This is a genomic window from Rhodococcus opacus B4 (assembly GCF_000010805.1).
In the GTDB taxonomy this organism is placed as follows: domain Bacteria; phylum Actinomycetota; class Actinomycetes; order Mycobacteriales; family Mycobacteriaceae; genus Rhodococcus_F; species Rhodococcus_F opacus_C.
The window spans coordinates 5,547,161-5,572,155 of record NC_012522.1 but is presented as its reverse complement, the minus strand read 5'-3'; the positions used below and the strand labels follow the sequence as shown (position 1 = coordinate 5,572,155).

Genomic DNA, 24,995 nt, shown 5'->3' with positions numbered 1-24,995 from the left:
AGTGTAACTAGCCCTTCGGTCGATCGCCCCGCTCCCGCCACACCTGCCGGATCGGCCGCAGCACCAATCCCATCTGCTTTCGCGTCTTCCCCCGCGTCACCAGAACCCCCGTGATCGCCACGATCCAGACGGGATACTGCACGAGCCAGGCCACTCGGAAGCTGTCGAACGAGTACCCGCCCATCGCGTCGAGGATGAGCCCCATCACCTGGATGACCAGCAACGACGCCAGGAATCCGCCGATGTTGACCATTCCCTGCGCGGTTCCCATGCTGGTGCTCGGGTTGAACATGCGGGCGTAGTCGAAGCCGATCATCGACCCGGGGCCGCCCACCGAGATCACCATCACCAGGAGCGCCAGCAACCAGATCGGCGCCGGACCCGGCAGCGCCAGCACGACCGTCCACATCGCCGCGTTGCTGATCATGATCGCCAGCACCAGATACGAGCGGCGCATCGGGAACCGGCCGCTGAGGATGCCGATGATCGGCCCGGCCACGATCGCCGAGATCACCGACAGGGTGAGCAGTGAACCGGCCTCGGCCGCCGACAACCCCTGCGCCGACCTCAGGTACGGCACACCCCACAGCAGGGCGAACGTCGTCATCGAGAACTGCGTGCCCATGTGGGTGAAGAAGCCCAGCCGGGTGCCGTGTCGCCGCCACACCGCGCGGATCTGCGTTCCCACCTCCCGCAGTCCGGCAGGTGCGGCCACCACCTCGAGACCGGGCGGGGCGTTGCGGATGACGGACACGGCCAGCACGAAGGACAGCAACCCGAGCGACGCCGCACTGCCGTACGCGAAACTCCAGCCCGGCCCGTTCAGCAGGAGCATCAGCGGCAGCGCCGACAGGATCTGACCGATCTGACCGAAGATGCCGGTCAGCTGGGACACGAGCGGGACCCGCCGCGGCGCGAACCACTGGGGCACCAGGCGCAGCACGGAGATGAACGTCATCGCGTCGCCGACGCCGACCAGCACCCGCGCGGCGACGGCCAGCGGCAGCGATTCGGTGAGCGCGAGGATCATCTGCGCCGACGCCATGATGAGGGCGCCGGCCGAGATCATGACCCGCGATCCGTACCGGTCGAGGAGCACGCCGGCCGGGATCTGCATTCCCGCGTACACCACGATCTGGAGTACGACGAAGCTCGACAGCACACTCGGACTGATCGAAAAACGTTCCGACGCCGCGAGGCCCGACACACCGAACGAGGTTCGATGCAGGACGGCGACGATATATGCGACAACCCCGACGCCCCACACCAACCACACTCTGCTCATCGCAGATCAAACTACCCGCCAGCAGGTATTACCCGCTGACTGAAGTCACTCGCGGCCCAGCGACACCCAGGTCGGATCGGCCGTGCGCTCGCCGACGGTGAGGTCCGCCAGCAGGTCCAGGCGCGCGATCTGCCCCTCGGTCAGCGTGAGCGCGAGGGCGCCTGCGTTCTCCGTCACACGCGCGGCGAACCGGGTGCCGGGAATCGACACGGACGGCAACCCGAACTCCCGGCCCTTCGCGTCCAGCCAGGCCAGCGACACCTGGGCGGGCGTCGCGTCGAGTTCGGCAGCCACCTCGCGGACGACGTCGAGCACCTTCAGGTTCGACGGCAGCGCGTCGTCCCCGAAACGCGGGAACCGGCGGCGCAGGTCCTTGTCGCCCAGCACGGCCGGGTCGTACGTTCCGGTGAGGAAGCCGCGGCCGACCGGCGAGTACGGCACGAAGCCGATGCCCAGTTCCGCCGCCGCCGGAACCACGTGCTTCTCGACGTCGCGGCTCCAGATGCTCCACTCGCTCTGAATCGCGGCGATCGGATGCACCCGCGACGCGCGACGCAACTCGTCGCCGGTCGCCTCCGACAGTCCGATGTGGCGGACCTTTCCGGCCTTCACCTGCTCCGCGATCGCGCCGACGGTGTCCTCGATGGGCACCTCGGGGTCCACGCGGTGCAGGTAGTAGAGATCGACGGTGTCGACTCCGAGCCGGCTCAGCGACTCGTCGAGCGCCTGCCCCACGTATTCGGGTTTGCCGTTGATGCTGCGCCTGCCGTTCGCAATGTTGCCGACGAGACCGAACTTGGTGGCCAGCTGCACCTCGTCGCGGCGTTCCTTCAGCACCGTGCCCACCGCGATCTCGCTCGCGCCGTCGCCGTACACGTTGGCCGTGTCGATGAACGTCACTCCGATGTCGATGGCGTGGTGGAGGGTCGCGAGCGCCTCCGCGGGGTCGACGGGGCCGTACACGGGGGCGACGGACATGGCGCCGTAGCCCTGCGCGCTGACGGTGAGGCCTTCGGACAACTGCACGGTGGGGATGTTGGTCATGCGCCCCATCCTTCCCGAGCACCCCGACCGGTGCATCGTTTGGAATCGCGCTGATCGTGACCCGGCTGCCTCTACCCTGAAGGCATGGCATTCGACTGGTTCGAACTCGCCCGCATCGCCCACCGCGAGTTCGGTGCGCGGGTCGCCGCGATCACCGACTGGTCCGCGCCGACACCGGACCGCGAGTGGGACGTCACCCAACTCGTGCGGCACGTCATCGAGGAACAGCAGTGGGTTCCCCCGTTGCTCGCCGGGAAGACGGTCGGCGAGGCGACCCCGGACATCGAGCCCCTGCACGGCGACATGCGGGCCGAATGGCAGCGGTACTCGGACGCGGCCATCCGCGCGTGGTCGTCGACCGATCGGCAGACGCACGTGCACCTGTCCTACGGCACGGTGCCGCTCGAGCCGTACCTGCGGCAGCAGACCGCCGACGTCACCATCCACGCCTGGGACCTCGCCGTGGCCACCGGATCCGACGACGCACTCGACCCGCAACTCGTCGCCGGCGTCTGGTCGGATCTCGACGACCAACGCGAGATGCTCTCCGAGAGCGGGCTGTTCGCCGACCCCGTCGACGTTCCCGGGGACGCGCCGCTGCAGGATCGCCTGATCGCCCTGACCGGTCGCGATCCCCGGCAACGCATTTAGCCAACCGCCGCCGAGGGTCCCGCCTACGCATTTAGCCAACCGCCGCCGAGGGTCCCGCCTACGCTGGGATCCATGAATACCCCGGATCCGAAACCCCGCAGCCGCGACGTCACCGACGGACTGGAGAAGACCGCGGCACGCGGCATGCTCCGTGCGGTGGGGATGGGCGACGACGACTGGGGCAAATCCCAGATCGGCGTGGCCTCCTCCTGGAACGAGATCACCCCCTGCAACCTCTCGCTCGACCGGCTCGCGAAGGCCGTCAAGGACGGCGTCCACGCGGCGGGCGGGTATCCCCTCGAGTTCGGCACCATCTCCGTGTCCGACGGCATCTCGATGGGACACGAGGGCATGCACTTCTCCCTCGTGTCGCGCGAAGTGATCGCCGACAGTGTGGAAACGGTGATGCAGGCCGAACGCCTCGACGGGTCGGTGCTGCTCGCCGGTTGCGACAAGTCGCTGCCCGGCATGCTGATGGCCGCGGCCCGCCTCGACCTGTCGAGCGTGTTCCTCTACGCGGGGTCGATCCTGCCGGGCATCGCCAAACTGTCCGACGGCACCGAACTCGACGTCACCATCATCGACGCGTTCGAGGCGGTCGGCGCGTGTTCGCGCGGACTGATGAGCCGCGAGGACGTCGACGCCATCGAGCGCGCCATCTGCCCCGGCGAGGGTGCCTGCGGCGGCATGTACACCGCCAACACGATGGCCAGTGCCGCCGAGGCGCTGGGCATGTCGCTGCCCGGCAGCGCGTCCCCGCCGGCCACCGACCGCCGTCGCGACGGGTTCGCGAGGCGCAGCGGCGAGGCCGTCGTCGAACTCCTCCGCCGCGGCATCACCGCCCGGGACATCCTCACCAAGGAGGCGTTCGAGAACGCCATCGCCGTGGTCATGGCGTTCGGCGGTTCCACCAACGCCGTCCTGCACCTGCTGGCCATCGCCAGCGAAGCCGGAGTGGAACTGAACCTCGGCGACTTCTCCCGCGTCGGCGCCCGCGTCCCGCACCTCGCCGACGTCAAGCCGTTCGGCAAGCACGTGATGAAGGACGTCGACCACATCGGCGGCGTCCCCGTCATCATGAAGGCCCTCCTCGACGCCGGGATGCTGCACGGCGACTGCCTGACCGTCACCGGCCGGACGATGGCCGAGAACCTCGCCGACATCGCGCCGCCCGACCCGGACGGCAAGGTGCTGCGCGCGATGAGTTCGCCGATCCACCCGACCGGCGGCATCACGATCCTCGAGGGTTCCCTCGCCCCGGGCGGCGCGGTGGTGAAGTCCGCCGGGTTCGACTCCGACGTCTTCACCGGCACGGCCCGCGTCTTCGAACGCGAGCGCGCCGCGATGGACGCCCTCGAGGACGGCACCATCACGAACGGCGACGTCGTCGTCATCCGTTACGAGGGCCCCAAGGGCGGTCCCGGGATGCGCGAGATGCTCGCGATCACCGGCGCCATCAAGGGGGCCGGCCTCGGCAAGGACGTCCTGCTCCTCACCGACGGGCGATTCTCCGGTGGCACCACCGGCCTGTGCGTCGGGCACGTGGCGCCGGAGGCCGTCGACGGCGGTCCCATCGCGTTCGTCCGCGACGGCGATCAGATCCGCCTGGACGTCGGAACGGGCACGCTGGAACTGCTCGTCGACGAGAAGGAACTGGCCGGCCGCAAGGACGGGTGGGAGCCGCTGCCCCCGCGCTACACCCGCGGGGTCCTGGCCAAGTACACGAAGCTCGTCGGTTCGGCCTCGGGCGGCGCGGTCTGCGGGTAGGCGCTTCGCGCCCGTGTGCCTTTCTGGTAGCCAGGACAACCAGAAAGGCGCACGAGCGCCGGAGGCGCCTAGATGGGCCGGAACCCGGCACCGGGACCGGCGTTCGCGTTCATGTCGTTGACGATCGAGTTGAGGTTGGTGCCGATCTCCGGGCCGATGCACGGGGCCGCGAGGTAGGCGTTGACCATGGCGACGAGGGTGGTGCCGACGACCATCGGTGCGCCCGAGTCACCCTCGATCACACAGGCCTGGGTCCACGTCTCCCCCGTCTGCATGAGGTCGCCGTAGACGATGCCGCAGGTGTTGCCCGTGGTCCGGCCTTCCTTGCACGCCACCTGCGGGAAGGCTGCCGGTGCGCCGATCCGGGTGATGGTGACGCCGCCGACCCGGTTGACCGGGACGACCTTCGCCGGATCGAACTGGATCACCGCGTAGTCGAGCGCGGGGTTGGAGATGACGAACTCGCCGACGATGCCGCTGTCCTGACTGGCCTCGGGCACCACGTACGAGCCGACCTCACCGCAGTGTCCCGCCGTCAGACCGACGAGCCGGCCCGCGTTGTCGTGTCCGATGGTGGTGAGTGAACAGACGAGTTCGTCGTTCACCACGATCCCCGAACCGCCCCCCAGCACGGCGGCCGGAGCTGCTGTCGCGGTCCCTGCCGCAACGAATCCCAGAATTCCCGCTGTCGCCGCAACAACCGCCGCGAATCGTTTCAACATTTTTCGAACCTTCCCGGATGAGCCCCGACGGCCGCGTGTCTCTCCATAAGAATCCCACCCGCACAAGCCCTGCGTGGGGGAATGCCGATGTAGGGACCGCGACCGTTGCTCGTCCGGGCGCTAGTCGCTCGCGCCGAGGGCCTCCAGCGCTTTGCGGGCGTCCTCGAGTTGCCGGCTCAGCTCGTCGACCCTGGCCGCGGCGAGGTTGCGGGCCGCGACGATGATCGACTCGACGGCCTCGATCGCAGTCTCCTCGCCGAGTTCCCGAACCGCTCGCTCGACGGCGTCCGGAGACACGGGGACGGCCTTGCCGGGGCGCTTGGCTCCGTGCGCGACGGTGACGCTCCAGTCGTTGTCGGCGCCGGCGTGGATGGTGACACTCACTCCCGCGGGCACCTTCCTGCCGGTGCGTTTGGCCGGTGCCGCGGCGGGTTTCGGGACCGCGGCGGCGGCCGGCTGCGGCACCGCGACGGTCTTCTTCGCGGGCGCCCTGGGGGCGGGCGGCGGACCGGGTTCGATCTCCTGGTGCACGACCGGCGCCGCGGGGGCGGACGCGGCGGCGGTCGCCGGCTTGGGCGCCGGAATTCGTCTCATCAGAAGCTCCTCGGCTTCGAAGGGGAGCTCGTCGTCGACGCCCTTGGGGCGAATCTGGACCGTATTGCCTTGCACGGAGATGACTTTCGCCGAGGCTCCGGCCTCGAGCCCGAGGCTGGGCATGGCCTCGCGCAGATACACGGTGGCCCGCTTGCCTTCCGCGATCGCGGCAGCGAGGGTCTCGAGATTCTCCGCGGTCAGGTGATCCGGTGCGGCGGCGCCGGAACGTCTACGGGGCGGCATGCGCTGTCCTTTCTGGTCTGTCTCCTGGTTACGCTCGTGCGCACCGCAACTCTCGCACACGCCACCGACGTTTCCCCATCGGACGGGCTCGCGCAGTGGAAGATCGAGGGCGTGCGAATCGAACGTAGCGAGAGGAACAACGTGACCTCGGAAGCACCGGAGAACGACGAGGCGGCAACGCCGGCGGAGATCTCACCGACCCTGCTCCGCGACGTCCAGGCCGATCTCGAGGAGTCGCTTCTGGGCGGGCCCCGCCGTTACACGCGGGCGGAGATCGCCGACGTCGCGGGTGTGTCCCTCGAGCGGGCGGACCGCCTGTGGGTGTCGATGGGTTTCGCGGTCGACATCGACCCGGACAGCGTCATGTTCACCGAGGGGGACGCCGCCGCGCTGCGGACCATGGCGTCGCTCGTCGACCGCGGGATCATCTCACCGGAGCGGGAGGTGGCGGCGGCCCGCGCGCTGGGTCAGTCGTTGTCGCGGCTCGCCGAGTGGCAGGTGTCGCTGATCAGTACGCACATCGTCGATCAGCTCGCGGGTTCGGCGGACAGCGACGAGCAGGAGATCCGGGAGCAGGTGCGGGGGCTCACCGCCGAGATCCTTCCGGCGGTCGAGTCGCTGCAGGCGTACGTGTGGCGCAGGCACGTCGCCTCGACCACCGGCCGCAACGTGGGCAATCCCGGCGAGGAGGTCGCGAGCCGCAACCTGGTGGTCGGGTTCGCGGACATCGTCGGGTACACGTCCCTGACGCGTCAACTCGGAGCGCGGGACCTCGCCGACCTGCTGGAACGCTTCGAGTCGGCGTCGACGACGGTGATCGGCGGGCATCAGGGGTGGGTGGTGAAGACGGTCGGCGACGAGGTGATGTTCGCCGTCGAATCGCCGGCCGATGCGGCGGAGATCGCCTTGCAACTCCAGGAGCGGGTCCTGCCGGACGAGACGGACCCCGAACTGCGGGTCGGTCTCGCGATGGGTCCGGTGCTCGTCCGGTTCGGCGACCTCTACGGTTCCGTCGTCAACACCGCGGCGCGACTCACCGGTTCGGCGCGTCCCGGCACGGTGCTGATCGACGAGGAACTCGCCGACGAACTCGCCGAGGCGCCCGATTACTACCTCAAACAGCTACGCCCACGACGCGTTCGAGGGATACGCAGGCTCGAACAGTTCGTGCTGCGCCGTAACCGGGACGCCTGACGACCGTCAGCTTCCGAAGGGAAGGGTTCCGGGCGGGATGGAGTATCCGCTGCTTCCCGCGGCGACGCCGCCCCACGCGCCGAGGAGCCAGTTGAGTGCATCAGTGATCATCGAGAAACCTTCCCACACCATTCATTCGACAGGCGCGGCATCGGGTGCCGCGCGCACTGCCACGGTAATGACGACAGCCGAAGCTGTCGACGTCATAACGCCTGAGCAGGCGGTATCTCGCGTAGCGCGGGTGGGCCGGCACCGGCTTCGACCTGCGCGTCGCGGGCGGCGAGGAAGTCGTCGACGATCTGCTCACACGCGGCGCGTCCGAGCGGGGTGAGGGTGGCGAGCCGGGTGAAGACGAGCGGTCCGATGAGCTGGGCGAGGGCGAGGTCGTAGTCGAATTCGCCGAGGCGTTCCGCCGCCTCGGGTGTGCCGAAGACCTGGTCGAACGCCGCCCGGTACTGCGCGACGATCGTCTGCCGCAGCGTCCGCAGTTCCGGTTTGTCCGCGTCGACGGCGTCCGCGCTCGAATAGTCGTCCAGCGCGGGGCCCATGCCGAGCCAGCACATCGCGGTCACGTTCATCGGGGCGCTCTCGATGAGCGACGCCTGACTGACCATCAGTTCGACCAGCCGGTCCCGGAGGTCGCCGTCCGCGAGCACCGTGGGGGCGGGCGGAATCAGCCGCCCGAACGCCGCGGCCACCAGTTCGGTGCCGTTGTCGAAGTGTCGGTAGAGCGTGGCACGAGCCACCTTCGCCAGCTTGGTGACGGCGTCGATGGTGACGGCGTCCGTGCCGCCCTTCGCGAGGAGAGTTGTCGCGGCGTCGAGAAGCCGCGCCCGGGAGCGCTGCCTGCGGGGATCCTGCTCACTCATCTGCACCGCCCGTTCCTGCCGCTGCCCGACCACTTGTGAACTACCAGTCTACCAACGATACTGACAGTCTCGTTACTTCCACGGAGGGGACACATCGTGCGCTCGCGGGACCCGCAGGACATCGCCACCGGCTGGACGTTCCGGCAGATCTGGATGCTCACGGTCTCGTGCTGCGCCGTCGCCCTCGTGGTCGCGGCGATGGCGGCCCTCAACACCGCGCTCCCCGACCTCGCCCGCGACACAGGTGCGACACAGCGCCAGCTGACGTGGATCGTCGACGGCTACACCCTCACCCTGGCCGCCCTGCTGCTTCCGGCAGGCGCGCTCGGCGACCGGTACGGCAGGCGCGGGCTGCTCATGATCGGACTGCTGATCTTCGGCGCCTCCACTGCGATCCCCCTGGTCAACGACGCCCCCGAGTGGATCATCGGTTCCCGGGCAATGGCCGGCGTCGGCGCCGCCCTCGTCATGCCTGCCACGTTGTCGCTGCTCACCGCCGGTTTTCCGGCCGCGCACCGGGGCCGGGCCGTGGGCATCTGGTCGGGCGTCGCCGGTTCCGGTGCGATCGCCGGCCTGCTGGTCTCCGGATTCCTGCTCGAGAAGTGGTCGTGGCACGCCATCTTCATCGGCCTCACCGTGGTGTCCGCGCTGATCTTCGTCACCGGCTTCACCATCTCCTCGTCCCGGGAGTCGGAGCGCCCACCGCTGGACCTGCCCGGCACCGGGCTGATTGCCGCAGCGGTCGGCCTGTTCGTCCTGGGAACCATCGAGGCACCGCAGCGCGGCTGGCTGGATCCCGCCGTGCTCGGATTGCTCGTCGGCGGCCTCGCCGCCGCGGCCGCGTTCGCCCTCGTGGAACTCCGCAGAAAACACCCCCTGCTCGACGTCCGGCTGTTCGCCAACCGCGCCTTCGGCTCGGGGTCGATGTCGCTGCTCCTCCAATTCCTGGCCTCGCTCGGCCTGTTCTTCCTGCTCGTTCAGTACCTCCAACTGGTACTGAACTACTCCCCCCTGCAATCGGCGCTCGCGCTCGCCCCGCTCGCCGTGCCTGTGGTGGCGATGTCCGCGGTCATGCCGATGCTCGTCCCGCACGTCGGGCTCCGGCCGCTGCTCGCGTCCGGCTCCGCGCTGCTCGGCCTGGGCATTCTCCTGCTCGTGCGGCTCGACGCGCACTCGAGTTACGCGGAGGTGTGCGGTCCGCTGATCGTGGCCGCGTTCGGTATCGGACTGTGCACGGCGCCCGCGACGGCGGCCATCGTGCAGAACACTCCCGACGAGAAGCAGGGTGTCGCGTCGGCCGTCAACGACACCGCGCGTGAGATCGGTTCGGCCATCGGGGTCGCACTCGCGGGCAGCGTCCTGGCCGCGGGTTACGGCCGACACGTGCAGCCCGCGGTCGACGCCGTTCCGGAGGTCGCGAAGGAGCCGGTATCGAGTTCGCTGGCGGCGGCACTGCAGGTCGCCGACGTGGCGGGCCCGCAGGGTGAGCAGTTGGCGACGTTCGCCCGGGATTCGTTCCTGAAGGGCTTCGACGAGGCGTCCGTCGTGCTGGCCTGCGTGCTGTTCGCGGCGTCTCTGCTGCTCGCGGTGTGGGCGCCCGGGCGGAAGGGTTCCACCCCGAAGGCGGAATCGCCGAAGGAACTGGCCGACGTCGACTGAGCGGGCGTTGCCCTTGTGACTGCCGTCGCTGTATCGTTCAGTATCAGTAACTGAATGTCACAGTTAGTTGACCGCCCAATCACAGATCAACCAGTCACAGATCAAGGGGTAGTGATGACCGCATCGATCGTCGTCTCCGACCGCGAAGAGACCGCCCAGCGCCTGCTGGCGTCGTCGGCACGCAAGTCCTACGACCCGATGGTCGAGGTCGACTGGGAAGCACCGATTCCCGACGACAAGTTCGGTCTCACCCCCGAATGGAGCACGCTCTACGGCACGGCCCTGTGGGACGAGATGACCGAAGAGCAGAAGATCGAACTCACCAAGCACGAGGCCGCCAGCGTCTCCAGCGTCGGGCTGTGGTTCGAGATCCTCCTCATGCAGATGCTCCTGCGCGACGTGTACGGCCGCGACAAGCACTCCCGCCACGTCCAGTTCGCCCTCACGGAGGTCGCGGACGAATGCCGCCACTCGGTGATGTTCGCCCGCGCGGGCGAACGCCTGAACATGCCGAGCTACGGCCCGCACCCGGTGATCCACAAGCTCGGCCGCATCTGGGGCGGCTTCTTCCGGGGAGCCAACGCGTACGCCAGCGTCATGGCCGCCGAGGAGATCCTCGACATGATGCAGCGCGACTTCATGAAGGACGAGCGCGTCCAGCCCATCACCCGCACGGTGAGCAAGATCCACGTCCTCGAAGAGGCCCGCCACATCCGCTTCGCCCGCGAAGAGGTCGGCCGGCGCATCCAGGGCGCCAGCTGGGCCCGCCTCCAGATCGAGCGCCTCAACACCGCCGCGGTCGTGTACTTCGTGATGAAGAGCATGATCCGCAAGGAGGTCTACGAGAACGCCGGCCTCGACCCGAAGCGGGCCGCCGCCGAGGCCAAGAGCAACCAGCACTACAAGGACACCGTCCGGACGTCCGGTTCCAAGTTGATGCAGTTCCTCGATGGCGTCGGCCTCGTCGGCGGCCCGTCGAAGCGCCTCTACAAGAGGGTCCATCTCCTCTGAATCACGTGGCGACGTGGTCCAGGTAGGACACCCCGGTCGAGGTGATCTCGAGTACGCGCGCGGACGGAATGTCGAAGAACATTCCCGCGACGCGGACTCGGCCCTCGGCCGCCGCCGCGCCGACGAGGGGATGGCGCCCGAGGGTTTGCACCTGGACCGCCACATTCACCATGCCCAGCTGGTCGACCTCGTCGAACCCCAATTCTGCCGCCGCACGCGCAACCGGGTGACCGCTGAGGAACGCCTTCCGGCTCGGCTGCGCGAACGTCAGCCACTGTCCGACGGCGTTCTCGGCTCCGTCGGTGCCCTCCGGCGCCTCTGCCAGGACGGCCTTCATCGCGCCGCAGCCGGAGTGGCCGCACACGATCACCGAGCTGACCTCGAGTTCGTCGAGGGCGAAGGCCAGGCCCGCTTCGACGGACACGTCCTGCTTCCCGGTCGGGACCAGGTTGCCCACGTTGCGCACCGTGAAGAGGTCGCCGGGACCGCTGCTCGTGATCACGTTCGGCACGATGCGTGAATCGGAGCAGGTGAGGAACAGCGAGTCGGGGCGCTGCCCGTGGTGCAGATCGTCGAGGTGCGGCTGCAGGTGAGCCGCATTGCGCCGGTGGTACTCCGACACTCCCGCGAGGACGGGTCGCAGCGCCGCCGGGGTGGTGTTCTCCCCGGTGTCGTGGTGCCGCGGCTGCCAGCTCTTCCACGGGGCGAACCCGCGGGGGCTCGCCACTCCGACGCCGCGCCGGGGCGGCGACGCACCGACGGCGTCCATGTCGACGGGGCCGAGCGCGTCGATCACGACGGTTCCGCCGTTGTTCTCGTAGTGCCGCTTCCAGTCGTCGATCGCTTCGAACATGGCGTGGTCGAGGAAGTCGACCGCCAGTTCCACGGTGACGTGTGCACCCTCGGGAATCTTCGCGAGCAGTCCGGTCAGTGCGGGCATGGACAGGAAGCTGCACGACCCCTCGACGATCACGCGCCACCGCCCGGAGTCCTCGGAGCCGACCGGTTCGGCCCGCATCCTGGGGTGGATGACCCGCCACAGCAGCAGGATCACCGCGAGTGCGAGACCGATGATCACGCCCTCGAGCAGGTTCAGGAAGACCACACCGGCCACCGTGACGCCGTACACCCACAGGTCGCCGGTGCGGCGGGCCGTGCGCAGGTGCGCCAGTTTGACGAGCTGGATGCCGATCACGATGAGCAGTCCGGCGAGCGCGGCCATCGGGATCTGCTCGACCAGCGTGGTGAGCAGTGCGGCGAAGACGAGAATCCACACGCCGTGCAGCACGGCGGACGCCCGGGTCTTCGCCCCGGCGGCGACGTTGGTGGTGCTGCGCACGATCACGCCCGTGACCGGCAGGCCACCGATGAGACCCGAGATCATGTTGGCCGAGCCCTGCCCGACGAGTTCCCGATTGAACTCCGACCGGGCCCCGCCGTGCATCTTGTCGACGGCGACCGCAGACAGCAGGCTCTCGACGCTGGCGATCAGCGCGACCGTGAGGACACCGGTGGCCACGGCGAGCCACGGTCCCTCCGGCATCGAGGGCAGCGCCACGGCGTCGAACAGCGAGCCGTCCAACGTGATTCGATCGAGGTCGAACGGGAGGACGAGAGACAGAACGGTGGCGGCGACGACGGCGACCAGCGGCCCCGGGAGCACCCGGAGCTTGCCGGGAATCTTCTTCCAGAACAGCAGGACGGCGATGACCACCGCGCCCACGAGGACGTCGCCGTACCGGGCGGACGTCAGCTGCCCGGGCAGCTGGGTGATGTTCTCGACGGTCGAGCTGTGCGAGCTGCCGCCGAGGAGGACGTGAATCTGCTGGAGGGCGATCGTGATTCCGATGCCGGCGAGCATGGCGTGGACGACGACCGGTGCGATGGCCAGGGCGGCACGGGCAATTCTACTGAGCCCGAAGATGATTTGAAGGAATCCGGCGGCGACGGTGATCGCGCAGGTGGCCTTCCAGCCGAAGGTGGCGACCAATTCTGCTACCACCACGGTCAATCCGGCGGCGGGCCCGCTCACCTGGAGCGGTGAGCCACCGATCGATCCGGCCACCACACCGCCGACGATCGCCGCGATGAGCCCCGCCATGATCGGGGCGTCGGACGCGATGGCGATACCGAGCGACAGTGGCAGGGCGACGAGGAAGACGACGAGCGATGCGGGTAGGTCGTATCGCGCGTTGTCTCGCCACCTTTCGCCGCGGGTCGGTCCGGGGGCGGGGGCACCGGATGGGGGTGCTTTCTCGTTCTCGAGGATCGACGACATGCCGACACCTTACGGGCGGAGAACGACGAAACGCCCGAAACGGACGTGATCTTGTGGCATGTGTCACTGTGCCAGCAGTTTTCGTTCAGGCACGTCGAAAGCTATTGGACAACAGTCCATTCGATGAAGATTAAAGTACACAAAGTTCACCGCCGCCGCTCCCGTGCCGTGAGAAGTGCCGGTCACCGCCACGAAAGACGGTGACCGGCACGGCCCGGAAGACCTACACGGACGTCGGCACGACGACCAGTGCCCAGACGAACATGGGGGCCGACAGCACGATCAGGCCGCAGTAGGCGAGCATCTTGCGCTGGAACCGCGCCTTGTCCTCGACCTGTGCGTTGGCGAGGACCATCACGCCGTTCGTCGAGAACGGGCTGACGTCGACCACCGTCGCGGAGAACGCCAGGGCGGCGACGAATCCCACGGCGCCCACCTCCCCCATCGCGAGCATCGGCGCGGCGAGAGGCAACGCGATGCCGAGGGTGCCGATCGACGACCCGAACGCGGAGATGATCGCGACCGCATAGCAGAGAATCAACGCGGTCAGCAACGGCGATCCGAGAGCCGACGCCGCGTCGCCGAGGAAGTCGAGCGTGCCGTTCTGCGTCATCACCGCCATGTAGGTGAGCATCCCGCACACGAGCACCACGGCCGGCCATGCCACGTTGTCGATGACCTTGGGGTGGGATTTCGGCGCCATCAGCAGCAGGACCGCGCTGATGCAGATCGAGCTGACGCCGACGTCGATGCCGAACGCGACCGACCCGACGACGAGGAACCCGATGCCCGCGAGTGTCGCGAACCGGTACTTGTTCATCGACACCGGCTTCAGGCCCTCGTGACTCAATGCCTCCTCGATGACCTCGCGGTCGGTGAGCGTCGCGGTGTTCCCGCCCGGACCACTGCCCGGAGCGACGCCACCCGACGGCCGGCGCGAGGAACCGCCGAAGCCGCCGCCATCGGATGTCTCCCCGGCGTGGCGAGGTGTGCGGCGCCCGATCAGGTCGAGGCCGTAGATCAGGAACAGCACGATCGCGATGGCCAGGTTCAGAACGAACGGGAGAGCGAACAGGATCAGCGGGTTCGCGCCCACGCCGGTGGAGTCCATCAGTCCGTTGATGAACGCGCCGTAGAGGTTGATGGGCGAGAACGCGCAGGCCAGTGCGCCGTGGCTGATGACCATGCCCATCAGGAACGGGTTGATCTTGTTCTTGGCCGCGAGGGGCATCGCGATGGGGGCGAGCATGCCCACCGCGAGCACGGACCCGAGCGCCATCAGCAGCCCGGACAGCAGGAACATCATCCACAGGATCGCCCACCGCCTGCCGCGCACGAGTCGGAGCGAGGCCTCGATGACGAGGTCGATGGTCCCGTTCGCCTTCGCGATGGCGAACAGCAGCGTGATGCCGCCGACGATGATGAACGTGCTGCCGGGGAACGCGTCGATGATGTCCTCGACCGGGATCCCGGACACCCAGCCGCCGATGACGAATGCACCGGCGAACGCGAGAATGCCCATGTTGATCGGGGTGAGGGTCGCCACTGTGAAGATCGCGATCAGAGCGACGATGGAGATTGCGTAGACCATGATCGGCCTTTCGGGGTGAGTTCGCAGATCACACTGCGGAGAGGGGCCGAGCCTGAGCCAGAGCATGTTTTACGGTGTCGACGGCGAGGCCGAGGGCCCGCTGGTCGATTCCGGTGTCGATGTCGTGCGCGTGCAGGTGCGCTACCAGTTCCTCGGTCGCGAGATTGCCGTGGGCGCCCGGGGCGAACGGGCAGCCGCCGTACCCTCCGATGGCGCTGTCGAAGTGCGTGATGCCGAGGTGCCGGTGCGCGGCGATCACGGTGCCGAGGGCCTGACCGTGCGCGTTGTGGAGGTGCAGGCTCAGTTCGACGTCGGGGAGGGCGTCGCGTACCGCCCCGACCGACGCGAGTACCTGCTCGGTGGTGGCCGTTCCCAGGGTGTCGGCCAGCCCGAGTTGGCGCACACCCATCGCGGCCATCGCCCGCGCCACCCGCACCAGCGCCGCGGGGGCGATGATGCCCTCGAACGGGCAGACGAACGCGGTCGACACACCTCCGAGGAAACTCCGGTCCGGGTACTTCTGCAACGCCTCGGCGAGTCCGATCAGCGCCTCGTCCGGATTCCGGCCCGTGTTCGCCGTGCTGTGCCCGGCGCTGGCGGACGTCACGACCTGGATCTCGTCGATGCCGGTCGCGGCCGCGCGGCACACCCCCCGCGGGTTGAGCGCGAGGGCGCTGTAGGTGACCGGCGGACCGGTGCGGGGCAGCCGGGCGATCACGTCGTCGGCGTCCGCCATCTGCGGGACCCGCGTGGGCGAGACGAACGACGCCGCCTCGATGTGCGTCACACCGGCGGCGACGAGGGCGGCCGCGACGGCGATCTTGTGGTCGGTGGAGACGACCGCGTCCTCGTCCTGCAGCCCGTCGCGCAGCACGACATCCGTTATGGTGACTGTCATTTCACTCCTCCGATTCAGATGATGCCGCGGGCGCGGTAGTCGTCGAGCCGGTCGCCCGACAGCTGGAGCAGTCCGCCGAGGATCTCGTCGGTGTGCTCACCCAGCTCGGGGCCGGCCCAGCGGATCTGGGTGGGTTCGCCGTCGAGCTGCGGGACGACTCCGGGGAACCGGACCTCTTCGGGCTCGCCGTCGATGGACACCTTCAGGCTCTGCAGCATGCCGCGGGCGCTGTAGTGCTCGTCGTCCGCGATCTGCACCGCGTCGTAGACCTCGCCGACGGGCACGCCGGCGGCGCCGAGTTCGGCGACCACGTCTCGGGGGCGCCGCTGCGACGTCCACGAGGAGATCGCGTCGTCGAGTTCGGCTTCACGGCGGAATCGATGATCCCCGTCGGCCAGTTCGGGGTCGTCGGCGAGATCGCCCCGCCCCACGGCCTGCATCAGCCGCCCGAACACGCCGCTCGAGTTGCCGGCGATCATCACGGAGCCGCCGTCGCACGGATAGACCCCGCTCGGCACCACGCCGGGCAGATTTCCGGCGGTCCGCTCGCGGACCATGCCGTACGCGTCGTAGTCGGGAACGAGCGATTCCATCGCCATGAACACCGATTCGTACAGTGCCACGTCCGCCACCCGCGGCGTCGAGTGATCGCCCTTCCTTGCCTTGGCCAGCAACATCATCAGGGCGCTGATCGCCCCGTGCAGCCCCGCGAGGGTATCGGCGATGGGGGCTGCCGCCCGGACCGATTGGCGGTCCGGGTAGCCGGTGACGTGCCGCAGTCCGCCGAAGGCCTCGGCGACGCCGCCGAATCCGGTGCGTTCCCGGTACGGGCCGGTCTGCCCGTAGCCGGAGATCCGGACGAGGACGATGTCCGGGTTGGCGGCCGTGAGCTGGTCGGGGCCGATTCCCCACCGCTCGAGGGTTCCCGGCCGGAAGTTCTCGATGACGACGTCCGACTCGGCGGCGAGGTCGAGGATGATCGCGCGCCCCTCGTCCGTCCGGAGGTCGAGCGTCACGGAACGCTTGTTGCGGGCGATGGTGCGGAACATCATCGACGTCGCGCCACGACGGCGGCGCCAGCCCCGCAGTTCGTCGCCGACGCCCGGGCGCTCGATCTTGACGACCTCGGCGCCGAAGTCGGCGAAGATGCGGCTCGCCATGGGGGCGGCGATGAAGTTGCCGAGTTCCAGTACACGGATGCCGTGCAGTGGGCCGTTCTCTGGGACCTGCATGTGAGAGTTCTCCCTCGTCGATCTGTACCGGATGTCGACGGGAGCCCTGCCTGCGCATTCTCATTATTTGGAAGTTTACTTCCCGCCTGCTAAGAATGACGGTAGTGGTAGCAGTCACAATTGGCAATGCCAGGAGTCCGCGCCACCCGACAATGGACGACGGAACGCTGCGAGATGCAGCGCGAATCCGCTGCTCGACAGGAGGAGAACACGGTGAGAGAACCACACGTCGTTGCGATCAACGGGAGTACGCCACGCGCGGAGAAGACCGCCTGGGTCGCGCCCACCGCGGCGGTGATCGGCGCGGCGACACTCGGCGGCGAGACCAGCGTCTGGTACGGCGCGGTGCTGCGCGCCGATTGCGATTCCATCACCCTCGGCGAGGGCAGCAACATCCAAGACGGAGTGGCCGTCCACGTCGACCCGGGTTTCCCCGTCGTCGTCGGCCGGGACGTCAGCGTGGGGCACAACGCGGTCCTGCACGGCTGCACCGTGGAGGACGGCGCCCTCGTGGGCATGGGGGCCACCGTTCTCAACGGTGCGGTGGTCGGCACGCAGTCGCTGATCGCGGCCGGCGCGCTGGTTCTCGAAGGCACCCGGATTCCGCCGCGCTCACTCGTCGCGGGTGTGCCCGCGAAGGTCCGCCGGGAACTGACCGACGACGAGGTGGCCCACAATGCCGCCAATGCGGCCGTCTACCGTCAACTGGCGCAGCAGCATCGGTCGGCCGACGTCACCTCGTTCGACACCGCCTGAGCGGTCAGTCGCCGGGAACGGACTTCTCGATCTGCCGCGCGGCAGCGACGACCGCGCGGCCCATCCGGGTACCCAGATCCTCCCCCATGCGCCCCTCGGGACCCGACACGCACACGGCTGCCACGATCTCGCCGTGCCTGCGAACCGGTGCGCTGATGGAGGCGGAACCCGGCGTTCGTTCCGAAATCGACACCCACCAACCCGATTTCACCGATTCGGGGTCGGCTTCCCAGTCTCCGGACAGCACGTGCCCGCTGGACCCCTGCGGAAGCGGCACCATCGTTCCGACGGGCAGCGCGACCCGCAGTTCGTGCTGCGAGTCGACGCTGGCCGCGCACAGCCGCGATTCGCCCCGTCGCACCCATAGCTGGGCGGATTCTCCTGTCTTCTCGGCCAGTTCGCGCAGAGCCGGGACCGCGAGATCGCTCAGAGCCGTCGTGACGAAACGCTGGCCGAGGTAGAAACGGCCTTCCCGGTCCTTGCGGAGGAGGCCGTGCTTGACCATGTCCGTTGCCAGCCGGTACGTGGTCGACAGCGACAGGTCCAGTTCGCGGGCCAGGTCGCTCGCGGCCATCGGGCTCGCCTCCACGACATCGAGGATCGCCACCGCGCGGGCGAGCACCCCGACGCCGATCTCACTCCGCGCAACCATCGCAGTCCATTTCTATTGCCCCATTGAAGTATTCAGATTGTATAGGAAAGCGGGGGCGGCGCCGCTCTCATCCGTCGATGCGGCTAGTTGTCGGGGTGCCGGTTGACGACGGGATCGGGGGCCGGTTACCTCTGTGTCAGGCATTCGCCACTTCCCCGGTGCGCAGTCGCACTCCCCTTCTCCGTATCCGAAAACCCTTGCAAGGAAAGGCACCAGCATGACGATCGAGCAGACCCTCACCGACAAGGAACGCCTGGCAGGTCTCGACCTCGGCCAGCTCGAGCAACTGGTCGGGCTCGTCGAATACGACGGCACCCGCGACCCGTTCCCGGTCAGCGGCTGGGACGCCGTCGTCTGGGTGGTCGGCAACGCCACCCAGACCGCCCACTACTTCCAGTCCGCGTTCGGGATGACCCTCGTCGCCTACTCCGGGCCCACCACCGGCAACCGCGACCACCACAGCTTCGTCCTCGAATCCGGCGCCGTCCGCTTCGTCATCCAGGGCGCCGTCGACCCCCAGAGCCCGCTGATCGAACACCACCGCGCCCACGGCGACGGCGTCGTCGACATCGCGTTGTCGGTGCCCGACGTCGACAAGTGCATCGCCCACGCCCGCGCCCAGGGCGCCGTCGTCCTCGACGAACCCCACGACATGACCGACGAGCACGGCACCGTCCGGCTCGCCGCGATCGCCACCTACGGCGACACCCGGCACACCCTCGTCGACCGCACCCACTACACCGGCCCCTACCTGCCCGGCTACATCGCACGCACCTCCTCGCACACCAAGCGCGACGGCGCCCCCAAACGCCTGTTCCAGGCCCTCGACCACGTCGTCGGCAACGTCGAACTCGGCCGGATGGACCACTGGGTCGACTTCTACAACCGGGTCATGGGCTTTACGAACATGGCCGAGTTCGTCGGCGAGGACATCGCCACCGACTACTCCGCACTGATGTCCAAGGTCGTCTCCAACGGCAACCACCGGGTGAAGTTCCCGCTCAACGAACCCGCGATCGCGAAGAAACGCTCGCAGATCGACGAATACCTCGACTTCTACGGCGGCCCCGGCGCCCAGCACCTGGCGCTGGCCACCAACGACATCCTCACCGCCGTGGACCGCCTCACCGCCGAGGGCGTCGAATTCCTGGCCACCCCCGACTCCTACTACCAGGACCCGGAACTGCGGGCGCGGATCGGTAACGTCCGCGCCCCGATCGAGGAGTTGCAGAAACGCGGCATCCTCGTCGACCGCGACGAGGACGGCTACCTGCTGCAGATCTTCACCAAACCCCTCGTCGACCGGCCCACCGTGTTCTTCGAACTCATCGAACGCCACGGCTCCCTCGGCTTCGGCATCGGCAACTTCAAAGCCCTCTTCGAAGCCATCGAACGCGAACAGGCCGCCCGCGGAAACTTCTGAGCGGACGCCGCTGCCGCACTCAGCGCACCCGCGGGGTCTTCCTCGTGCTCACGGCGATGCGATTCCACGCGTTGATCGTGAGCACGAGGGAGATGAGCTGCGCCAGTTCCGTCTCGTCGAAGTATTCCTCCGCCTCCTCGTACACCGAATCGGGAACGAAGCCGTCGGTCAGCACCGTGATCGCCTCGGCGAGCGCGAACGCCGCGCGCTCCTTGTCGGAGTACAGCCCGTGCGCTTCTTCCCACGCATTGAGCAGGTACAGCTTCTGTTCGCTGATGCCGATCGTCCGGGCATCGGCGGTGTGCATGTCGATGCACCACGCGCAGTGGTTGATCTGGGAGCACCGGGTGAGCACCAGCTCGACCAGCTCCGGGTCGAGGCCCTGCCGTGCGGCGGCGTCGAGGGCGATCATCGCCTTGTAGACGGCGGGGGCCTTGCGTGCGAGGTCGACTCGGGTCTTGCGCTCTGTTGTGGTCATAGGAGAACGGTAGGCGCAGAATAGCCCATCGCCGTGGTTCAATTCAGGCATGAAAACTTGGGCCAATTCGGGCCTGGGACGCGACCTCCATCTCGACCTCACCGCGGCCGCCGAGGGACGCTCGTCCGGGGTGCGCGCCACACTGGTGTCCGCGCTGCGCGAATCGATTCGCTCGGGACGGCTCGTCGCGGGCACCACCCTTCCGCCGTCCCGCACGCTGGCCCTCGACCTCGGCGTCGCCCGCAACACCGTGGCCGAGGCGTACTCCGAACTCGTCGCGGAGGGCTGGCTCACCGCCCGGCAGGGATCGGGGACCCGGGTCGCCGATCGGGCACGCGAGCCCGCCCACGGCCCGCAGACCCGCCCGGCGGCCGCACCCCGGCCCGAGTGGAGCCTGCTGCCCGGTTCGCCCGACGTCGCGGAATTTCCGCGGGCCGCCTGGATGGCGTCGGCCCGCCGGGCGCTCACCGCGGCGCCCAACGACGCGTTCGGTCCCGGCGACCCTCGCGGCCGCCCCGAACTCCGTCGCGCCCTCGCCGAATACCTCTCCCGCGCACGAGGAGTGCGCACCGACCCGGACCGCATCGTGGTGAGCGCGAGCTCGGGGCACGGGCTGTGGTTGCTCGCCCGCGCCGTGCAGGGACCGATGGCCGTCGAAGGATACGGGCTGCACTTCCATCGCGACCTCCTCGGCGACGCCGGAGTCGTCACCCTCCCCCTGCACCTCGATCACCGCGGCGCCCTACCCCCGGATCCGACGGGGCAACGACTCTCGGCGTGCCTGCTGACCCCGGCGCATCAGTTCCCCACAGGCGGACCGCTCCATCCCGGCAGGAGAACGGCTTTCGTGGACTGGGCGCGTACCACGGGTGGGATCGTGATCGAGGACGACTACGACGGTGAGTTCCGGTACGACCGGCAGCCCGTCGGCGCCCTGCAGGGTCTCGCCCCGGACCAGGTGGCGTATCTGGGCACGGTGAGCAAGTCCCTGTCTCCCGCGATCCGGGTGGGATGGATGGTGCTGCCGGAACACCTCGTCGACGACGTCCTGGCAGTCAAGGGCATGTACGAGCGATGGGTCAGTGCGACGGACCAGCTCACCCTCGCCGATTTCATCGAGCGGGGCGCATTCGACCGGCACGTCCGCCGGATGCGCACCCTGTACCGCCGCCGGCGCGACACCCTCGTCGAGATCCTCGCCGCCCGCGCACCCCACGTGCGCGTCACCGGCATCGCGGCCGGGTTGCATGCCGTCCTCGAACTTCCCGCCGGGACGGAGGCGGCCACCCTCGAGCGGGCCGCGGCCCTCGGTCTCGCGGTGGAGGGTCTGCGCACGTTCCGTCATCCGGACGGTCCCGCGAACCGGCCCGACGGCCTCGTCGTCGGCTACAGCACGCCGTCGTCGGCGCGCTTCTCGGCCACGCTCGACACCCTGTGCCGCGCGCTGCCCACTGGGTGAGCGGAATTTCCTATGGGACTGGTCGGAATGCGTGTCGTGCGGTTACAGTCTCATCCGTGACCGAATCCGGTGTGATCGACTCAGGTGAGCTGCTGACGCGGCGCCGCCATGTCGATTTCGCTCTGGTGTGTACCTCGCGGTGTCCGATCTCCTGATCGGACCCGTCCCGGCGTGACTTCTCTCCACGCCGGGTTCTTCCTGCACACCCACGATTTCGGAGGATTCGTCTGTCATGACCACCGCATCCGTTTCACATCTCACGTCCGTCATCGCCGCCACCCGTGACGCCGTCTCGCAAGATGCCGCGAACGCGCACGTCGTCTTCGCCGCCTCCGCGCAGGCACACGACGCCGTCGCGAGCACCGTCTCGCTCGGCAGGTACAGCATCGAGGTGGACGAGCCGCCCGCGGAGGGCGACCTCGACGTGCGCGGGTTCTTCGGCTTCGACGACGCCGTCCGCGCCGGGTTCGGCGAAGTGCGGGTCGTCGTCCCGCTCACCGGACCGGAATCCCGGGAGCGCTACCTCGAATTGCAGGAAGCGGTCGACGCGCACTGCCCCGTCCTCGACCTGACCCGCAATCCGACCCCGGTCTCCACCGTGGTCGAAACACTCACCGGCGACAACTGATTCACCACATCCACTGCACCGAACCCGGAGGACACCACTCGTGACCGAGAGCATCGATCCCACCGCCAACTGGTCGTTCGAGACCAAGCAGATCCACGCCGGGCAGACGTCCGACGCGACCACCAAGGCGCGGGCGCTGCCGATCTACCAGACCACCTCGTACACGTTCGACAGCACCGATCACGCTGCCGCGCTGTTCGGTCTGGCCGAGCCCGGCAACATCTACACCCGCATCATGAACCCCACCCAGGACGCGGTCGAACAGCGCATCGCCGCCCTCGAGGGCGGCGTCGCCGCCCTGCTCCTGTCCTCGGGGCAGGCCGCGGAAACCTTTGCGGTACTGAATCTCGCGGAGGCAGGCGATCACATCGTCTCCAGCCCGTACCTCTACGGCGGCACGTACAACCTCTTCCACTACACGCTGCCCAAGCTCGGCATCGAGGTGTCGTTCGTCGAAGACCCCGACGATCTCGAGCAGTGGCGCAGCGCCGTCCGCCCGAACACGAAGGCGTTCTACGGCGAGACGATCGCCAACCCGAAGAACCACGTCCTGGACATCCCGGGCATCTCGAAGGTGGGCCACGACAACGGGATCCCGCTGATCGTCGACAACACGGTGGCCACCCCGTACCTGCTGCAGCCGTTGAAGCACGGCGCCGACATCGTGGTGCATTCGGCCACCAAATACCTCGGCGGCCACGGCACCGCGATCGCCGGCGTCATCGTCGACGGCGGCACGTTCGACTGGACCCAGGGCCGGCACGGCAATTTCACCACCCCGGACCCGAGCTACCACGGTGTCGTCTTCGCGGACCTCGGCGCCCCGGCCTACGCGCTGAAGGCTCGCGTGCAGTTGCTGCGCGACCTCGGTTCCGCGGTCGCCCCGTTCAACGCGTTCCTCATCGCGCAGGGCATCGAGACCCTCAGCCTGCGCGTGGAGCGGCACGTCGCCAACGCGCAGAAGGTCGCGGAGTTCCTCGAGGCACGCGCGGAGGTGACGTCCGTGGCGTACGCGGGCCTGCCGTCCTCGCAGTGGCACGAGCGCGCACGGCAACTCACCCCGAAGGGTCCGGGCGCGATCGTGACGTTCGAACTGGCGGGCGGTGTGGATGCCGGCAAGAAGTTCGTCAACGCACTCACCCTGCACAGCCACGTCGCGAACATCGGCGACGTACGCTCGCTGGTGATCCACCCCGCGTCGACGACGCACTCGCAGCTCACCCCGGAGGAGCAGCTCGCTGCCGGTGTGACGCCGGGACTGGTCCGGCTCGCCGTCGGCATCGAGGGGATCGACGACATCCTCGCCGACCTCGAGACCGGATTCGCCGCGGCCGCAGTCTGATCCGATGCCGGGAGGCCGAGACTCGGCCTCCCGGCGTCTAGATCATGGCGCGCATCATCCCCTGCGGTTCGCCGCCGAGCTGGGTGAGCGCGCTCGCGTGGTTGGTCGGTCCGGGCACGTGGACCGCGTGGGCCAGACCTGCGTGCGCGTCCCGCCAGAAACGCTGCATCGGAGTCTTGTAGTGCAACGCGCCGCCGCCGGCCCGCGCGAAGATCTCGTCCACCGCACGCACCGCGCGCCAGGCCGCTGCGATCTGGGTGCGGCGTCCGATCGCACGCTCCTCGAACGTGACCTCCTTGCCCGCGTCGACCTTGTCGTAGAACCGGTCTGCGGTCTCGATGAGGGAGACCCGCGACGCATTGATCTCGGCGGCGGACTCCCCGATCGCGCTGAGCACGTAGGGATCCTCCTTGATCTTCTGCCCCGTGATGGCGACGCGGTCCTTCTGCACCGCGATGTGACAGGCCAGCGCGCCCTCGGTGATGCCGATGACGGCGGCGGTGATGCCGAGCGGGAACATGCACGAATACGGCATGTTGTACAGCGGTTCCGGCCTGCCCGCCTCCTTCTGCGCCCGCCCGTCCATCACCTTCGACGCGCTCAGCGTCCGGTAACCCGGGACGAACGCACCGTCGACGATCAGGTCCTTGCTTCCCGTTCCGCGCAGTCCGATGACGTCCCACGTGTCCTCGACGATCTGATAGTCGGTGCGCGGCAGGATCACGTGCAGCGACGACGGCGGCATCGCGATGCCACCCTCGCCGTCGCCGACCATCGCCCCGAGGAAGGCCCACTGACAGTGGTCGGTTCCGGACGAGAACGACCACCGCCCGTTCAGGACGTATCCGCCGTCGACCGGTGTCGCGACACCCATGGGCGCATACGGGGACGCCATCCACGTGTCGTTGTCCTCGCCCCAGATCTCCTCCTGCACCTGTGGGTCGGCGAACGCCAGTTCCCACGGGTGCACGCCGACGATCCCGGTGACCCATCCGCTCGCACCGTCGAGTGCGGCGACTCCCATGACGGTCTCGGCGAACTCGCGGGGGTGGACCTCGTAGCCGCCGTAGAGCTTGGGCTGCAGCAATCGGATCGCCCCGGAGTCGCGCAGGAGGCCTGCGGCGGTCTCGGTGAGCCGGCAGTCCGCCTCCGACCGGACGGCCTGCCCGCGAATCTCGTCGGCGACGGCTTCGATTCTGTCGAGAACCTGACCCATCGG

Annotated in this window: 22 protein-coding genes; 10 read left to right on the top strand and 12 right to left on the bottom strand. The window is 68.5% G+C overall.

The genetic code is table 11. The features are described from left to right. Positions 1-7: 7 nt before the first annotated feature. Both ROP_RS25585 and ROP_RS25580 read right to left on the bottom strand, forming a co-directional pair. On the bottom strand, positions 8-1,285 hold the full coding sequence (locus tag ROP_RS25585; protein WP_015888904.1) for an MFS transporter: 1,278 nt from the start codon (positions 1,283-1,285) through the stop codon (positions 8-10). Positions 1,286-1,330: 45 nt separating this feature from the next. Continuing rightward, entirely contained in the window at positions 1,331-2,329 is a 999-nt protein-coding gene (locus ROP_RS25580; RefSeq protein ID WP_043825312.1) for an aldo/keto reductase, read from the bottom strand. An 84-nt stretch (positions 2,330-2,413) separates the two neighbouring features. Here ROP_RS25580 and ROP_RS25575 point away from each other — a divergent pair, with 84 nt between their 5' ends. Together ROP_RS25575 and ilvD are read left to right on the top strand one after the other, a co-directional pair. After that, positions 2,414-2,980 (top strand): TIGR03086 family metal-binding protein, encoded by a 567-nt coding sequence (locus tag ROP_RS25575; protein ID WP_015888902.1) that lies wholly within the window; start codon positions 2,414-2,416, stop codon positions 2,978-2,980. 72 nt (positions 2,981-3,052) lie between these two features. Beyond that, the gene (gene ilvD, locus ROP_RS25570; protein WP_015888901.1) at positions 3,053-4,747 is read left to right on the top strand and encodes a dihydroxy-acid dehydratase; all 1,695 of its coding nucleotides are present in this window, start codon (positions 3,053-3,055) and stop codon (positions 4,745-4,747) included. A 68-nt stretch (positions 4,748-4,815) separates the two neighbouring features. Here ilvD and ROP_RS25565 read toward each other — a convergent pair whose 3' ends face one another. Together ROP_RS25565 and ROP_RS25560 are read right to left on the bottom strand one after the other, a co-directional pair. Continuing rightward, positions 4,816-5,469 (bottom strand): S1 family peptidase, encoded by a 654-nt coding sequence (locus ROP_RS25565; RefSeq protein WP_015888900.1) that lies wholly within the window; start codon positions 5,467-5,469, stop codon positions 4,816-4,818. A gap of 120 nt (positions 5,470-5,589) precedes the next feature. After that, complete coding sequence (locus ROP_RS25560) at positions 5,590-6,306, bottom strand: DUF6319 family protein (protein ID WP_015888899.1); 717 nt, start codon at positions 6,304-6,306, stop codon at positions 5,590-5,592. Positions 6,307-6,447: 141 nt separating this feature from the next. On the opposite strand from ROP_RS25560, the gene ROP_RS25555 reads away from it, so the two are divergent. After that, on the top strand, positions 6,448-7,500 hold the full coding sequence (locus ROP_RS25555) for an adenylate/guanylate cyclase domain-containing protein (RefSeq protein ID WP_043826802.1): 1,053 nt from the start codon (positions 6,448-6,450) through the stop codon (positions 7,498-7,500). A 203-nt stretch (positions 7,501-7,703) separates the two neighbouring features. Here the strand turns inward: ROP_RS25555 and ROP_RS25550 are convergent, their stop codons facing one another. Then, entirely contained in the window at positions 7,704-8,375 is a 672-nt protein-coding gene (locus ROP_RS25550; RefSeq protein ID WP_043826801.1) for a TetR/AcrR family transcriptional regulator, read from the bottom strand. A gap of 90 nt (positions 8,376-8,465) precedes the next feature. Between ROP_RS25550 and ROP_RS25545 the strand changes: the two genes are divergently transcribed. After that, positions 8,466-10,028, top strand: a complete 1,563-nt coding sequence (locus tag ROP_RS25545) for an MFS transporter (protein WP_015888896.1) — start codon at positions 8,466-8,468, stop codon at positions 10,026-10,028. A 114-nt stretch (positions 10,029-10,142) separates the two neighbouring features. After that, complete coding sequence (locus tag ROP_RS25540; protein ID WP_015888895.1) at positions 10,143-11,039, top strand: AurF N-oxygenase family protein; 897 nt, start codon at positions 10,143-10,145, stop codon at positions 11,037-11,039. 1 nt (position 11,040) lies between these two features. Here ROP_RS25540 and ROP_RS25535 read toward each other — a convergent pair whose 3' ends face one another. The 4 genes from ROP_RS25535 to ROP_RS25520 all read right to left on the bottom strand — a co-directional run bounded on the left by ROP_RS25535 (position 11,041) and on the right by ROP_RS25520 (position 17,038). Beyond that, a complete protein-coding gene (locus tag ROP_RS25535) occupies positions 11,041-13,317 on the bottom strand; it encodes a SulP family inorganic anion transporter (RefSeq protein WP_015888894.1) in 2,277 nt (758 codons plus the stop codon). 223 nt (positions 13,318-13,540) lie between these two features. Continuing rightward, positions 13,541-14,908, bottom strand: coding sequence for an SLC13 family permease (locus tag ROP_RS25530; protein WP_015888893.1), 1,368 nt, complete (start codon positions 14,906-14,908; stop codon positions 13,541-13,543). A gap of 28 nt (positions 14,909-14,936) precedes the next feature. Beyond that, positions 14,937-15,806, bottom strand: coding sequence for a hydroxymethylglutaryl-CoA lyase (locus ROP_RS25525; RefSeq protein WP_015888892.1), 870 nt, complete (start codon positions 15,804-15,806; stop codon positions 14,937-14,939). Positions 15,807-15,820: 14 nt separating this feature from the next. Continuing rightward, positions 15,821-17,038 carry a CaiB/BaiF CoA transferase family protein gene (locus ROP_RS25520; RefSeq protein ID WP_015888891.1) on the bottom strand — a complete coding sequence of 406 codons (1,218 nt, stop codon included), beginning with the start codon at positions 17,036-17,038 and terminating at the stop codon, positions 15,821-15,823. 213 nt (positions 17,039-17,251) lie between these two features. Between ROP_RS25520 and ROP_RS25515 the strand changes: the two genes are divergently transcribed. Then, the gene (locus ROP_RS25515) at positions 17,252-17,794 is read left to right on the top strand and encodes a gamma carbonic anhydrase family protein (RefSeq protein WP_015888890.1); all 543 of its coding nucleotides are present in this window, start codon (positions 17,252-17,254) and stop codon (positions 17,792-17,794) included. 4 nt (positions 17,795-17,798) lie between these two features. Here ROP_RS25515 and ROP_RS25510 read toward each other — a convergent pair whose 3' ends face one another. Beyond that, the gene (locus tag ROP_RS25510; RefSeq protein ID WP_015888889.1) at positions 17,799-18,446 is read right to left on the bottom strand and encodes an IclR family transcriptional regulator; all 648 of its coding nucleotides are present in this window, start codon (positions 18,444-18,446) and stop codon (positions 17,799-17,801) included. Between the two features lie 217 nt (positions 18,447-18,663). Here ROP_RS25510 and hppD point away from each other — a divergent pair, with 217 nt between their 5' ends. Further along, the gene (gene hppD / locus ROP_RS25505) at positions 18,664-19,869 is read left to right on the top strand and encodes a 4-hydroxyphenylpyruvate dioxygenase (protein ID WP_015888888.1); all 1,206 of its coding nucleotides are present in this window, start codon (positions 18,664-18,666) and stop codon (positions 19,867-19,869) included. A 19-nt stretch (positions 19,870-19,888) separates the two neighbouring features. Here the strand turns inward: hppD and ROP_RS25500 are convergent, their stop codons facing one another. Then, complete coding sequence (locus tag ROP_RS25500; RefSeq protein WP_015888887.1) at positions 19,889-20,347, bottom strand: carboxymuconolactone decarboxylase family protein; 459 nt, start codon at positions 20,345-20,347, stop codon at positions 19,889-19,891. 49 nt (positions 20,348-20,396) lie between these two features. Here ROP_RS25500 and ROP_RS25495 point away from each other — a divergent pair, with 49 nt between their 5' ends. From ROP_RS25495 to ROP_RS25485, 3 genes are all read left to right on the top strand, one after another. Then, positions 20,397-21,806: a PLP-dependent aminotransferase family protein gene (locus ROP_RS25495; RefSeq protein WP_015888886.1), complete on the top strand. Its 1,410-nt coding sequence runs from the start codon at positions 20,397-20,399 to the stop codon at positions 21,804-21,806. Between the two features lie 232 nt (positions 21,807-22,038). Beyond that, positions 22,039-22,434, top strand: a complete 396-nt coding sequence (locus ROP_RS25490; protein WP_015888885.1) for an OsmC family protein — start codon at positions 22,039-22,041, stop codon at positions 22,432-22,434. 40 nt (positions 22,435-22,474) lie between these two features. Beyond that, positions 22,475-23,776, top strand: a complete 1,302-nt coding sequence (locus tag ROP_RS25485) for a bifunctional o-acetylhomoserine/o-acetylserine sulfhydrylase (protein WP_015888884.1) — start codon at positions 22,475-22,477, stop codon at positions 23,774-23,776. Between the two features lie 37 nt (positions 23,777-23,813). Here the strand turns inward: ROP_RS25485 and ROP_RS25480 are convergent, their stop codons facing one another. Continuing rightward, on the bottom strand, positions 23,814-24,992 hold the full coding sequence (locus ROP_RS25480) for a hydroxylase (RefSeq protein WP_015888883.1): 1,179 nt from the start codon (positions 24,990-24,992) through the stop codon (positions 23,814-23,816). Between the last annotated feature and the right edge of the window lie 3 nt (positions 24,993-24,995).

Bases quoted from the DNA above. Each gene is read 5' to 3' on its own strand.
- ROP_RS25585 (WP_015888904.1), bottom strand. From the start codon at position 1,285: ATGAGCAGAGTGTGGTTGGTGTGGGGCGTCGGGGTTGTCGCATATATC.
- ROP_RS25580 (WP_043825312.1), bottom strand. From the start codon at position 2,329: ATGACCAACATCCCCACCGTGCAGTTGTCCGAAGGCCTCACCGTCAGC.
- ROP_RS25575 (WP_015888902.1), top strand. From the start codon at position 2,414: ATGGCATTCGACTGGTTCGAACTCGCCCGCATCGCCCACCGCGAGTTC.
- ilvD (WP_015888901.1), top strand. From the start codon at position 3,053: ATGAATACCCCGGATCCGAAACCCCGCAGCCGCGACGTCACCGACGGA.
- ROP_RS25565 (WP_015888900.1), bottom strand. From the start codon at position 5,469: ATGTTGAAACGATTCGCGGCGGTTGTTGCGGCGACAGCGGGAATTCTG.
- ROP_RS25560 (WP_015888899.1), bottom strand. From the start codon at position 6,306: ATGCCGCCCCGTAGACGTTCCGGCGCCGCCGCACCGGATCACCTGACC.
- ROP_RS25540 (WP_015888895.1), top strand. From the start codon at position 10,143: ATGACCGCATCGATCGTCGTCTCCGACCGCGAAGAGACCGCCCAGCGC.
- ROP_RS25535 (WP_015888894.1), bottom strand. From the start codon at position 13,317: ATGTCGTCGATCCTCGAGAACGAGAAAGCACCCCCATCCGGTGCCCCC.
- ROP_RS25530 (WP_015888893.1), bottom strand. From the start codon at position 14,908: ATGGTCTACGCAATCTCCATCGTCGCTCTGATCGCGATCTTCACAGTG.
- ROP_RS25525 (WP_015888892.1), bottom strand. From the start codon at position 15,806: ATGACAGTCACCATAACGGATGTCGTGCTGCGCGACGGGCTGCAGGAC.
- ROP_RS25520 (WP_015888891.1), bottom strand. From the start codon at position 17,038: ATGCAGGTCCCAGAGAACGGCCCACTGCACGGCATCCGTGTACTGGAA.
- ROP_RS25510 (WP_015888889.1), bottom strand. From the start codon at position 18,446: ATGGTTGCGCGGAGTGAGATCGGCGTCGGGGTGCTCGCCCGCGCGGTG.
- hppD (WP_015888888.1), top strand. From the start codon at position 18,664: ATGACGATCGAGCAGACCCTCACCGACAAGGAACGCCTGGCAGGTCTC.
- ROP_RS25500 (WP_015888887.1), bottom strand. From the start codon at position 20,347: ATGACCACAACAGAGCGCAAGACCCGAGTCGACCTCGCACGCAAGGCC.
- ROP_RS25495 (WP_015888886.1), top strand. From the start codon at position 20,397: ATGAAAACTTGGGCCAATTCGGGCCTGGGACGCGACCTCCATCTCGAC.
- ROP_RS25490 (WP_015888885.1), top strand. From the start codon at position 22,039: ATGACCACCGCATCCGTTTCACATCTCACGTCCGTCATCGCCGCCACC.
- ROP_RS25480 (WP_015888883.1), bottom strand. From the start codon at position 24,992: ATGGGTCAGGTTCTCGACAGAATCGAAGCCGTCGCCGACGAGATTCGC.